Origin of the sequence: Spiroplasma endosymbiont of Colias croceus, assembly GCF_964020095.1 — a bacterium.
In the GTDB taxonomy this organism is placed as follows: Bacteria; Bacillota_I; Bacilli_A; order Mycoplasmatales; family VBWQ01; genus Spiroplasma_E.
In genome coordinates this window covers 1,507,619-1,519,996 of record NZ_OZ026536.1, presented here as the reverse complement: position 1 = coordinate 1,519,996, position 12,378 = coordinate 1,507,619, and the positions used below count along the sequence as shown (strand labels likewise).

At 19.5% G+C, this 12,378-nt stretch carries 18 protein-coding genes; 8 read left to right on the top strand and 10 right to left on the bottom strand.

Translation table 4 applies throughout. From position 1 onward, the window contains the following. Positions 1-740 precede the first annotated feature (740 nt). Positions 741-1,570 (top strand): IS5 family transposase gene (locus AACL24_RS09495; RefSeq protein WP_339046420.1). Its coding sequence is split into 2 segments (ribosomal slippage): positions 741-1,137 and positions 1,137-1,570, totalling 831 coding nucleotides; the frame shifts between segments, so codons are not numbered across the junction. Between the two features lie 139 nt (positions 1,571-1,709). Here AACL24_RS09495 and AACL24_RS09490 read toward each other — a convergent pair. The 8 genes from AACL24_RS09490 to AACL24_RS09460 all read right to left on the bottom strand — a co-directional run bounded on the left by AACL24_RS09490 (position 1,710) and on the right by AACL24_RS09460 (position 6,118). After that, a complete protein-coding gene (locus AACL24_RS09490) occupies positions 1,710-2,147 on the bottom strand; it encodes a hypothetical protein (protein WP_339046418.1) in 438 nt (145 codons plus the stop codon). Between the two features lie 549 nt (positions 2,148-2,696). Further along, positions 2,697-3,104, bottom strand: a complete 408-nt coding sequence (locus tag AACL24_RS09485) for a transposase family protein (RefSeq protein WP_339045908.1) — start codon at positions 3,102-3,104, stop codon at positions 2,697-2,699. A gap of 23 nt (positions 3,105-3,127) precedes the next feature. Then, positions 3,128-3,550: a transposase family protein gene (locus tag AACL24_RS09480; protein ID WP_339045912.1), complete on the bottom strand. Its 423-nt coding sequence runs from the start codon at positions 3,548-3,550 to the stop codon at positions 3,128-3,130. Positions 3,551-3,748: 198 nt separating this feature from the next. Further along, positions 3,749-3,874, bottom strand: coding sequence for a hypothetical protein (locus AACL24_RS09475; RefSeq protein ID WP_339046416.1), 126 nt, complete (start codon positions 3,872-3,874; stop codon positions 3,749-3,751). Between the two features lie 968 nt (positions 3,875-4,842). Continuing rightward, positions 4,843-5,040 (bottom strand): transposase family protein, encoded by a 198-nt coding sequence (locus AACL24_RS09470; RefSeq protein ID WP_339049399.1) that lies wholly within the window; start codon positions 5,038-5,040, stop codon positions 4,843-4,845. Continuing rightward, positions 5,022-5,234, bottom strand: coding sequence for a hypothetical protein (locus tag AACL24_RS15590; protein WP_422398084.1), 213 nt, complete (start codon positions 5,232-5,234; stop codon positions 5,022-5,024). The genes AACL24_RS09470 and AACL24_RS15590 overlap by 19 nt, the downstream gene beginning before the upstream one ends. Next, positions 5,231-5,560, bottom strand: a complete 330-nt coding sequence (locus AACL24_RS09465) for a transposase family protein (protein ID WP_339046414.1) — start codon at positions 5,558-5,560, stop codon at positions 5,231-5,233. Before AACL24_RS09465 ends, AACL24_RS15590 begins: the two co-directional genes overlap by 4 nt. A gap of 246 nt (positions 5,561-5,806) precedes the next feature. Further along, entirely contained in the window at positions 5,807-6,118 is a 312-nt protein-coding gene (locus tag AACL24_RS09460) for a hypothetical protein (protein WP_339046412.1), read from the bottom strand. Between the two features lie 125 nt (positions 6,119-6,243). Here AACL24_RS09460 and AACL24_RS09455 point away from each other — a divergent pair, with 125 nt between their 5' ends. Both AACL24_RS09455 and AACL24_RS09450 read left to right on the top strand, forming a co-directional pair. Then, complete coding sequence (locus AACL24_RS09455) at positions 6,244-6,666, top strand: transposase family protein (protein WP_339046410.1); 423 nt, start codon at positions 6,244-6,246, stop codon at positions 6,664-6,666. Between the two features lie 23 nt (positions 6,667-6,689). Beyond that, entirely contained in the window at positions 6,690-7,097 is a 408-nt protein-coding gene (locus AACL24_RS09450) for a transposase family protein (RefSeq protein WP_339045908.1), read from the top strand. A gap of 173 nt (positions 7,098-7,270) precedes the next feature. Here AACL24_RS09450 and AACL24_RS09445 read toward each other — a convergent pair whose 3' ends face one another. Beyond that, entirely contained in the window at positions 7,271-8,089 is an 819-nt protein-coding gene (locus AACL24_RS09445; protein ID WP_339046408.1) for an Mbov_0401 family ICE element transposase-like protein, read from the bottom strand. Positions 8,090-8,385: 296 nt separating this feature from the next. Here AACL24_RS09445 and AACL24_RS09440 point away from each other — a divergent pair, with 296 nt between their 5' ends. Beyond that, the gene (locus tag AACL24_RS09440; protein ID WP_339040929.1) at positions 8,386-8,679 is read left to right on the top strand and encodes a hypothetical protein; all 294 of its coding nucleotides are present in this window, start codon (positions 8,386-8,388) and stop codon (positions 8,677-8,679) included. Positions 8,680-8,790: 111 nt separating this feature from the next. Further along, entirely contained in the window at positions 8,791-9,030 is a 240-nt protein-coding gene (locus tag AACL24_RS09435; protein ID WP_339046328.1) for a hypothetical protein, read from the top strand. Here AACL24_RS09435 and AACL24_RS09430 read toward each other — a convergent pair whose 3' ends face one another. After that, on the bottom strand, positions 9,031-10,161 hold the full coding sequence (locus AACL24_RS09430; RefSeq protein WP_339046406.1) for a hypothetical protein: 1,131 nt from the start codon (positions 10,159-10,161) through the stop codon (positions 9,031-9,033). 96 nt (positions 10,162-10,257) lie between these two features. Here AACL24_RS09430 and AACL24_RS09425 point away from each other — a divergent pair, with 96 nt between their 5' ends. The 3 genes from AACL24_RS09425 to AACL24_RS09415 all read left to right on the top strand — a co-directional run bounded on the left by AACL24_RS09425 (position 10,258) and on the right by AACL24_RS09415 (position 12,232). Next, positions 10,258-10,695, top strand: coding sequence for a transposase family protein (locus AACL24_RS09425; protein ID WP_339046404.1), 438 nt, complete (start codon positions 10,258-10,260; stop codon positions 10,693-10,695). A gap of 7 nt (positions 10,696-10,702) precedes the next feature. Further along, positions 10,703-11,110 (top strand): transposase family protein, encoded by a 408-nt coding sequence (locus AACL24_RS09420; RefSeq protein ID WP_339045908.1) that lies wholly within the window; start codon positions 10,703-10,705, stop codon positions 11,108-11,110. Positions 11,111-11,287: 177 nt separating this feature from the next. After that, a complete protein-coding gene (locus AACL24_RS09415; protein WP_339049436.1) occupies positions 11,288-12,232 on the top strand; it encodes an IS256 family transposase in 945 nt (314 codons plus the stop codon). The last annotated feature ends 146 nt before the right edge of the window (positions 12,233-12,378 follow it).

The window sequence follows — 12,378 nt, the reverse complement described above, 5'->3', positions numbered from 1 at the left end:
TATTTTAAAATATTAAAATATATATTTATATTTTACCATGAATCAGCTTAATATTTATTGTTAAGATTTAGCAGAAATATTACTTTATTTGCATTATTATTTGTTCTTTAATTGTTTTATAATAAAATTTATTAATTCACAAATAAAATAATGTAGTACTAATAATAGTACTAATAATTAACATTATAACTAAGATACTATTAATTCATAATGGAATTCCAATAATTGAATAATTAAAGTTGAGGATGTTATAAGGATAAATAAAATTTTTAACATCATTTGCTTGTAAAATACCGGCTCTAATATAAATATAAGTTAGATAAATAATTGGATAAATAACCACTAATATAAATTGTTTTTTAATATTGATATTAAATTTGTTTTTTCTAAACGTTAAAATTAAAAAAATAATCATCAATATTGGTGATACTAAATGATCTAAAAAGGAACAAAATAAAGATAAATTATTCAATTTTCAAAATCAATTAAGTTCTAAATCTAACTTTGAAACACTATCAATAAATATCCACACTCAAAAAATAAGGGCAGTAATAGTTATGTATATTGTTAAATTAATTTGACTATAAATATTAGTGAATCTATTTGTCTGCTCTTTTTGATGATAAATTAAATAAAATAAAAATCAAATATTAACAATAAATATTAGACTTCTTGCAAAACCTATCTATTAAAAATTTAATTTTTAAAATAAAATTAAAAATAAAAAAGATAGGTAATCTATGATGTTTGATAAATTAAAAACTATTAACAATCCAGAATTATTAAGATTAACTGGTATAAATGATATTATTTTTAATAAAATTGTAGAAATTTTAAAGACAGAAGAAGTAAAAAAGTTTAAAAATGGTGGTACACCTAATAAATTATCATTAGAAAATCGTTTATTAATGACTTTAGAATATTGAAGAGAGTATCGAACTTATTTTCATATTGCTAAAAGTTATGGAATTAGTGAAAGTAGTTGCTATAGGAATATCAAGTGAATAGAAAATACTTTAATAAAACATCCTGATTTTCAACAACTTGATGGGCAAAAATCACTGTTAAATAATAATTTTAAAGATAAAACATTTATTATTGATGTGACTGAAAGTACTATTCAACGCCCAAAAAAAGTCAAAAACAATATTATTCAGGAAAAAAGAAAAAACATACAATAAAAACTCAAGTCATAATTGAAAAAGATAGTAAAAAAATTATAAGTTCTTATTTTTCTTATGGTAAAAATCATGATTTTAAAATTTTAAAAAATTCAAAAACGAAATTTTTATCAGAAACAACTATTTTAGTAGATTTAGGATATCAAGGTATACAAAACATACATAAAAATGTCTTATTACCTAAACGAAAATCAAAGAAAAACCCTTTAACTAAAGAAGAAAAGAAAAATAATAAGGCTATTTCAAAAATGAGAGTTGTTATTGAACATGTTTTTGCGATTCTTAAAAAATTTAAAATTATTAGTGAAAAATATCGAAATAGAAGAAAAAAATTTGCATTAAGATTTAATTTAATAGCTTCAATTTATAATTTACAATTATTAATTTAAATATATTTGATAATTTAATATTTTATTTTTTTATTTGAAATAATAATTTTTGTTGTATTTTAATGACAAAAAATAAAACATATTTTGAACAATAATTTTTAAAAAATATTAAAAGTGTTATTAAAATAAATTTTTAAACTTAAAAAATGTGATTAATATCATAGTTTTGCAAGAAGTCTAATATAGTAAATTCATTATTGATAGCATCACATATTCTATTAATATTTCATTCTAAACTATCTGCTGCAAATTGTTCAGTACTATTAAAAATAAGAAATTGATAATAGTAATTCATTATCTTAGAATCTTCAATATTATTAATAAAATTTTTTAATTCATTTATACTTTTTGATAATTTTTTTTGAAAACTATTATAGTAATTTTCATTATTATAATCTTCTAAATCAATTAAAAATTGTTTTCTTTTCATAACATTACTAACTAATACTACTTGATCACTACATTCTTTAACTTTTTCTAGATTTCTTTTATGATTTAAAATAAATTCTTGATAATTTTCAACAATAATTTTAAATTTTTTAATATTTTTTTCAAAATTAATAAAAACATTACACAACTCAGCAATTTTTTCTTTTCACTCTACTGATAAAAACTGTTCTAGATTTTCTTCTTGTATAATTTGTTTTCAAAAATTAATCGCATTATCAGGAATTTTTAATTCAGGAAAAAAGTAATCAAAATTAATTCGTGCTTGTTCTTGTTTAAATTTTATAATTTCAAAATATTGCTCTGGAAATGATTCTTTAACTATATTTTTTAATTCAATAATTAAGTTATGTTCTTCATTAAAAATTTGCTGTTCTTTCTCAATTCATTCTAATGAATCTATTAAATTTTCTAATAAAAGTTCATCAAATATTAAAAACTTTTTATTATTATAAAGAGAAAATAATTCTTTATAAAGGACATATTCCGTAATTAAATTTAATTAATTGTCAATAAAATTGTTTTAAAACTATTTAGTGTTATTGAATATAGAAATAAATATTTTTTGAAAAAATAGTTTAAAAAATGAGTTTACATTTTAAGCAAAAAATTGTTAATAATATTTTTATATTAACTCGATAAAAATTTAAATTTTAAAAAAATATTTTTAATATTTTTTTTATTTTAATGGTTTTATTTTATTAAAAATTTCACAAAGTAAGTTAAATCTTAAGTACATAAGTCTAAATTTAGATTTTCTACATTTATTTACTAAAATTTTGAATCTTTTCAATCAAGCAAAGACATGTTCAACTTTAATTCTAATTTTAGATACAATCTTATTGTATTTTCTTTCTTGTTTAGTTAATTTTTTATTTTTAGTTCTTTTAATTGGTATTATTGTATTTTTATAAATATTTTGTATACCTTGATATCCTAAATCACCAATAATTATTGTTTTTTCTGAAAATTCAAGATTTGAATTTTTTAATATTTGAAAATCATGCACTTTACCATTATCAGCAAAAATATCAACAATTTTTTTATTAAAAAAATCATATACAATTTGAAATTTTATAGAATACATTCAACTTTTACCAGAAAAATATTCTAACTGTAGTTTTTTTTAGTTGGTCTTTCAATTTCAATCTCAGTTGAATCAATTAAATAAAATTGAAATTCATTTGAATTTTCTTGTTTTTTATCAATTTTTAATTTATATCTTTCTTTTAAAAATTGGTAATCTTTGTGGTTACTAAGTTTATTTTCTACTCAAGTAATATTTCGAAAACAACTTGATGGGCTCATTTTAGATTTAATACTCATTTGAAAAAAAGTATAATATTCTTTTCAGTATAATAAAGTCATCATTAATCTTTCTTCTACTGAAAGTTTATTTTTTCGACCTTTATTTTTTTCTAATTTTTCTATTTCAATTAATTTTTCTAACATTTCATTAAAATGAAAACGTTTTATACCAAAATATCTATAAAATTCTTCATTTTTTAATTTTTTTAAATTTTCAAAAATCATTTTTATCAACACTTTTCTAAATTTATTGTTAATAACAAAATTATAAAATAAATTTTAAAATTATTAATTGACTTTTAAAAAATTTAATTACGGAATATGTCTAAAGATGATGAACAATATTTAAAAAGCAAAGTAATGAATCTGCTTTAATTAAACTATTAAAAAATATAGTAAGGTCATCACTATTAATTGTTTTTATTAATTGTTTGCAATATTTTTTTCTATTTTTGCACTTGTAATCTTAGAAGTTATTTCTTTTCTAAAATCCTTAATATTTTTTTGCTTTTTATTATCAGAACCTATTTCTTGAATTTCTGTAGGCACTTTTTTACATCCTTTCAAATAAAAAACCCATTTATTTTATTAAAAATAAAACAATGTCCTTGAAAAACATATTTTTTTGAATTTTTTATTTTAAATTTTCATTAAAATAAGCAAAGGAACAATTCTAAAATAAATTAGTTATAATTTATTTGAAAAAGTTAATTAACAATTTCTAAAATCTCTTGTTAATTAGCTATAATAATGCATATAGTTTATCTCTAATATTTGAGATAAACTATTGCTAAATAATAGCATGTATAAAATGTATTACAAATAATATACAAAAATCATACTTTATATTACATTAATTTTACTAATTAAAATGATAAATAAAATCATATTCAATTAATTTTAACACTTTTATTATGAAATAAATTTTATTTTGTAAATAAAATATTTTATAATAAAAATACTATTTATATATAGAATAGGGGTTACATAAATCCACTATTATAAATAGTACTACTTAAAGGGGGAGGAAATTATGAGCAAATTATTAACATCAACACCAAAAAAAGATGGTTTTTTTGCCCCAATTGAATCAATAGAACATAAAGGCACATGAATGATTTGACCGCTTATGAAAGATAATTAACAAAAAGAATGTCAACCAGCACGAACTGTTTTTGCAAAAATAGCTAACTCAATCAATAAGCATGAACCAGTAAAAATTATTATTAATAAAAGTAATTGAAATGAAGCTCGCAAACTATTAGATCCAACTATCAAATTAATCGATATTAAATATCAAGATAGTTGAGCGCGTGATATGGGACCAATTTATTTATTAGACTTCTTGCAAAACTATGATATTAATCACATTTTTTAAGTTTAAAAATTTATTTTAATAACACTTTTAATATTTTTTAAAAATTATTGTTCAAAATATGTTTTATTTTTTGTCATTAAAATACAACAAAAATTATTATTTCAAATAAAAAAATAAAATATTAAATTATCAAATATATTTAAATTAATAATTGTAAATTATAAATTGAAGCTATTAAATTAAATCTTAATGCAAATTTTTTTCTTCTATTTCGATATTTTTCACTAATAATTTTAAATTTTTTAAGAATCGCAAAAACATGTTCAATAAAAACTCTCATTTTTGAAATAGCCTTATTATTTTTCTTTTCTTCTTTAGTTAAAGGGTTTTTTTTGATTTTCGTTTAGGTAATAAGACATTTTTATGTATGTTTTGTATACTTTGATATCCTAAATCTACTAAAATAGTTGTTTCTGATAAAAATTTCGTTTTTGAATTTTTTAAAATTTTAAAATCATGATTTTTACCATAAGAAAAATAAGAACTTATAATTTTTTTACTATCTTTTTCAATTATGACTTGAGTTTTTATTGTATGTTTTTTCTTTTTTCCTGAATAATATTGTTTTTGACTTTTTTTGGGCGTTGAATAGTACTTTCAGTCACATCAATGATAACTGTTTTATCTTTAAAATTATTATTTAACAGTGATTTTTGCCCATCAAGTTGTTGAAAATCAGGATGTTTTATTAAAGTATTTTCTATTCACTTGATATTCCTATAGCAACTACTTTCACTAATTCCATAACTTTTAGCAATATGAAAATAAGTTCGATATTCTCTTCAATATTCTAAAGTCATTAATAAACGATTTTCTAATGATAATTTATTAGGTGTACCACCATGGGAGATTGTCAAAAATCCGGAATAAATTAAATCTATATATTTTTATTATAATTTTAGACAAGAAATAATTTGGATTTTTATGAAATTGTACATTCATCTTACTATTTTTTAAAATATATTTCAACTAAAATACTTAATTTTAAAAATTACTAAAATAAATTTAATATTTATACACAATAAAAATTCTTAACTTATTAAGTATATGTAAAGTATTTATTTTTTATTAAAATATTTTTAATTAGAAATTTTTATATAAAATTATGTTTCAAAATTTATCTTATTACATTTAAAAATAACCATTTTAATATAAATTGAAATATTATATGTTCTATTACCAAGCATTTCTTTTAAAACATGCCAAATATTAGTTTCTGTAAAACAACCAATATTTCACTTTGCACCTTGATTTTCAATATCTTCTTTATTATTTTTAAAGTATTGTTTTTTTAATTTTTTATGATTATCTAATTGATTATATAAATAGTTAATTAATTGTTCATATTGACCATTATTAATTAAATATTTACAATGATTATATTCTTCTAAATATTTTTCTTTATTTCCAGCCATTATACCAAGATATAATGTTCTAAAGACATATTCCGTAATTAAATTTTTTAAAAGTCAATTAATAATTTTAAAATTTATTTTATAATTTTGTTATTAACAATAAATTTAGAAAAGTGTTGATAAAAATGATTTTTGAAAATTTAATAAAATTAAAAAAAGAAGAATTTTATAGATATTTTGGTATAAAACGTTTTCATTTTAATGAAATGTTAGAAAAATTAATTGAAATAGAAAAATTAGAAAAAAATAAAGGTCGAAAAAATAAACTTTCAGTAGAAGAAAGATTAATGATGACTTTATTATACTGAAAAGAATATTATACTTTTTTTCAAATGAGTATTAAATCTAAAATGAGCCCATCAAGTTGTTTTCGAAATATTACTTGAGTAGAAAATAAACTTAGTAACCACAAAGATTACCAATTTTTAAAAGAAAGATATAAATTAAAAATTGATAAAAAACAAGAAAATTCAAATGAATTTCAATTTTATTTAATTGATTCAACTGAGATTGAAATTGAAAGACCAACTAAAAAAAACTACAGTTAGAATATTTTTCTGGTAAAAGTTGAATGTATTCTATAAAATTTCAAATTGTATATGATTTTTTTAATAAAAAAATTGTTGATATTTTTGCTGATAATGGTAAAGTGCATGATTTTCAAATATTAAAAAATTCAAATCTTGAATTTTCAGAAAAAACAATAATTATTGGTGATTTAGGATATCAAGGTATACAAAATATTTATAAAAATACAATAATACCAATTAAAAGAACTAAAAATAAAAAATTAACTAAACAAGAAAGAAAATACAATAAGATTGTATCTAAAATTAGAATTAAAGTTGAACATGTCTTTGCTTGATTGAAAAGATTCAAAATTTTAGTAAATAAATGTAGAAAATCTAAATTTAGACTTATGTACTTAAGATTTAACTTACTTTGTGAAATTTTTAATAAAATAAAACCATTAAAATAAAAAAAATATTAAAAATATTTTTTTAAAATTTAAATTTTTATCGAGTTAATATAAAAATATTATTAACAATTTTTTGTTTAAAATGTAAACTCATTTTTTAAACTATTTTTTCAAAAAATATTTATTTCTATATTCAATAACACTAAATAGTTTTAAAACAATTTTATTGACAATTAATTAAATTTAATTACGGAATATGTCCTAACTAAATGAAATTTATCTAAAACAAACTGTGCACCTAAATAATCAGCAACTTCTTTAATTCATCCTGCACTATCACCACAAATAATAATTTTTGCTTGTTCAATATTTTCATAAAATTTTTGACAATGGTCTTTAACAAATTCAGCAGTTTTTTTAACTCCAATTGGAGTTCTTGTTTTTCTTATAATTGCTTTTACTCTTTTATTTTGTACTTTATGATTAATATTATCTGTATATGTTACTATTAATCTCATAGAGTATTTTGTACCTTTACGTTTAAAATCTCAAAATTTTCGATGTCCATCATCAATTGCTACAAAAATAGGTTGATTTTTTTCCAATTTTACTTTTACTGGATTTGCTTCATTTATTTTTAAATTTTTAAAAACTCTATGAACGCTACTAAGACTAATACCTGCCTGTTTACAAATCGCACAAATATCACGATATCTTTTTCCATCAGCAAAATTTTCAATAATAGTATCTTCGATATCTTCACCAATTCTTTTATATTTTGGAAGTTCCATTTTTTCATCAACTAAACAAACACGAACTAATTTTTGTAATTTTTCATCAAAATATTCATAAATTCTTCTTTTATAAGTTACTAATCCATACATTGTTTTTCTTGTTCGATATTGAAAATCAACAATTTTATATTTCTTTTTATCTCTTGTATTTTTTATTCTTCAATCTCACTTTTCTCATTTCTTTGTTATATGTTCTAAAATTAATTTATCAATTTTAGGATATTGTTCTTTATAAGTTCATTTATAATTAAAATTCAATTTTACTTCTCCTAGCTATTTTAAAAAAATCTAAATTTATTGTAAATATATTTAAAAAATTAATTTACTTAATTATTATATAAATATATAAGTGTAATTTTAAATAAAATAAAAATTATTTTAAAAAATGCTTTCATATTTAAAATATAATAAACAATTTCAATATAATTAATAGTATAGGTATCACAAAATAAACGCCTTTAATTTAGGCGTTATTTTACATTTAAAAGCATACTTGTAAAAATAATCAAAAATAGTACAATTTATAAGTAAAATCAAGGAAAAAAGGAGAATTTATGAGTAAAAAAAGGAGTAAAGTTCGAAAAAAGGTAAAAAGTAAACAAAAACAATTTAAAATAATGAATGATAATTTTGATGAAGAAATTGTAATTTGTCAAAGAAAAGGATGTAATAATATTTCAGATAATATTGTTCATGTAGTAATTGATGACGAAGAATTAGCAAATATTTTTGCATGTGAAGAACATGCAGATGAATGTGAAGATAGATTTGTACCTGAATTATTAGAAAATATTAAAAAAATAGAAAATGATGACGAAATTAATAATGCAGAACATTTAATAAATTAAAAAGGAGAAGTTTATTATGAAAACATGAATAAAAATAAATTTAAGTAAAATAACATTAGCATTAGCACTAACTGGTGCTACAACTGGAACAATAGGTTTAATCATGGGGGGATGCTTACCCATAATGTTAGTGGAGTTAAATATTTTTTAACTCCACATAAACAAGTTGAATGAGGTGTTCAAAAAATATGAATGTCTGATATTCATGGTATTTCAGTCGATATAAAAAATGAATTTAAAATTTATTTTTCTGATACTCCTGAAAAAACAGAATTTTATAATAGTGGAAATACTCTTGAAAGAATAGATATATCATGAGATGGTAATTATCCTGATGGATATTTTTGATAATTAAAGTTCAATATTTATATAAGAAATATTTTCGTTATATTTATCAAATAGATTAATATTTTTTAAATTTATTTCTTGCTTATCAGTTATTAAAATTAAATCATAATTACCAGCACCAAATATTCCACTAATTTCAATACGATTTAAATTATTAATTGCTTTTTTAATTTGTAAATCAAATTCATTATTGTTATCAATTTGTAATATTTCTTCATAAAATTCTAATTTAGAAAATAATTGAGATTTATTTGAACCATATAAGTTTAAAGTATTCTCAAGTTTATTTTTATTAATAATTAATCGTGTAAAATATTTACCATATTCTCCATTTGCTAGTGTTCAATCAGCAGGAACTAATGATGGAATATTATTACTTTCTAATTCATTTGTAATAGATAATCAATTAAATTGATTATCATCAAGTTTAAATAATTCATTTTGACTAATATCATTATTTTTTAATTTAATATTATTCTTATCTGAAAAATCAAAATATTCAGATTTTAATATAACTTTTATATCTTTAAATTGTCAAATATCATTTTTACTGGGTTTTATTGGACTTGATTTTAGTTCAAAATAATAAGGTAATAATATTTTATTATCATCATTCAAACCTTTATTTATTGATAAAGTTGAATAAATATATTTTGATAACATAATAAATACTTGTTTAAATATTTTAACTTGTTGCAAATTTATATAATTTGGATAATCTAACTCTCATTGTTTAAATAAATTAGTAATTATTTCGTCAGGTTTTTGCCCCGAAAATGTATCACGTAATTCTGCTATTTTATTTGTTGGTTTACCCGTTTTTTCATCATATGTAGCACCTTCAAAATTTCTATTGTAATTATATGTATAACTTAACATGTTTAATAATAATTGTTGTAAACTATCATTTTTTGGTGCATCTTGTATTTCAATTGCAATATCTTTAAATCTATTATTAGTTGCAAGATAAACATATCATCCTTCATTACTAAAAGATAAAACTTTTTTATCTTCTAAATGTATTTCATGTTTTAATGGTCAATTACCATTTCAAATACCACCCATTTCTCAACCTAATCAAGTATCAGTTACTCTTGCATTATTAATTACTTCTTTTCTTGTTTCTTTAGACATATTCCGTAATTAAATTTTTTAAAAGTCAATTAATAATTTTAAAATTTATTTTATAATTTTGTTATTAACAATAAATTTAGAAAAGTGTTGATAAAAATGATTTTTGAAAATTTAAAAAAATTAAAAAATGAAGAATTTTATAGATATTTTGGTATAAAACGTTTTCATTTTAATGAAATGTTAGAAAAATTAATTGAAATAGAAAAATTAGAAAAAAATAAAGGTCGAAAAAATAAACTTTCAGTAGAAGAAAGATTAATGATGACTTTATTATACTGAAAAGAATATTATACTTTTTTTCAAATGAGTATTAAATCTAAAATGAGCCCATCAAGTTGTTTTCGAAATATTACTTGAGTAGAAAATAAACTTAGTAACCACAAAGATTACCAATTTTTAAAAGAAAGATATAAATTAAAAATTGATAAAAAACAAGAAAATTCAAATGAATTTCAATTTTATTTAATTGATTCAACTGAGATTGAAATTGAAAGACCAACTAAAAAAACTACAGTTAGAATATTTTTCTGGTAAAAGTTGAATGTATTCTATAAAATTTCAAATTGTATATGATTTTTTTAATAAAAAAATTGTTGATATTTTTGCTGATAATGGTAAAGTGCATGATTTTCAAATATTAAAAAATTCAAATCTTGAATTTTCAGAAAAAACAATAATTATTGGTGATTTAGGATATCAAGGTATACAAAATATTTATAAAAATACAATAATACCAATTAAAAGAACTAAAAATAAAAAATTAACTAAACAAGAAAGAAAATACAATAAGATTGTATCTAAAATTAGAATTAAAGTTGAACATGTCTTTGCTTGATTGAAAAGATTCAAAATTTTAGTAAATAAATGTAGAAAATCTAAATTTAGACTTATGTACTTAAGATTTAACTTACTTTGTGAAATTTTTAATAAAATAAAACCATTAAAATAAAAAAAAGATTAAAAATATTTTTTTAAAATTTAAATTTTTATCGAGTTAATATAAAAATATTATTAACAATTTTTTGTTTAAAATGTAAACTCATTTTTTAAACTATTTTTTCAAAAAATATTTATTTCTATATTCAATAACACTAAATAGTTTTAAAACAATTTTATTGACAATTAATTAAATTTAATTACGGAATATGTCCAAAGAAGATTTGATGGTTTTGATCAACAAGTTCTTTCTTTATATGCAAAAGGTATGACATTATCAGATATTAGAATGCAATTACAAGAGTTATATCATGGTGCTGATATTAGTGAAAGTGTTATTAGTCAAATTACTGATGATGTTATTGATGACGTCAAAGCATGGCAAAATCGACCATTAGAAAGTGTCTATCCGATTGTTTATTTTGATTGCATAGTAGTGAAAGTACGACAAGATAAAAGGATTATTAATAAATCAGTTTATATAGCTTTAGGAGTTGATTTAGAAGGTAAAAAAGATGTTTTAGGTTTATGAATTAGTGAAAATGAAGGTGCTAAATTTTGATTAGCAAATTTAACAGAAATGAAAAATCGTGGCTTAAATGATATTCTTATTGCCTGCAGTGATAATTTAACAGGCATGTCAGAAGCAATACAATCAGTTTATCTTAAAACAGAACATCAATTATGCATAGTTCATCAAATTAGAAATAGTTTGAAATATGTCTCATATAAGCATAGAAAATCTCTAGTTGCAGATTTAAAACCAATTTATACTGCATGTAGTGAAGAACAAGCAATGCAGGCTTTAGAATTCTTTGAAAATAAGTGAAATAAACAATATCCACAAATTGCTAAATCTTGATATAAAAATTGAGATAATTTAATGGTTTTTATTAGTTATCCTACAGAAATCAAAAGAGTTATTTATACAACAAATGCTATTGAATCTGTAAATAGTCAATTACGAAAAGTTATCAGAAATAAAAAAGTTTTTCCTAATGATATGGCAGTTTTTAAAATATTTTATTTAGCAATTGAAAATATAACAAAAAAATGAACAATGCCCATTCAAAATTGAAATACAGCAATTGCTCATTTTATGATAAAATTTGAAGATAGAATTAATCTAAACTAGTACTTTGTAAAACAAAGATACACAGATTACATAAAAGCCTCTTTTAATGACAAAAAATAAAACATATTTTGAACAATAATTTTTAAAAAATATTAAAAGTGTTATTAAAATAAATTTTTAAACTTAAAAAATGTGATTAATATCAT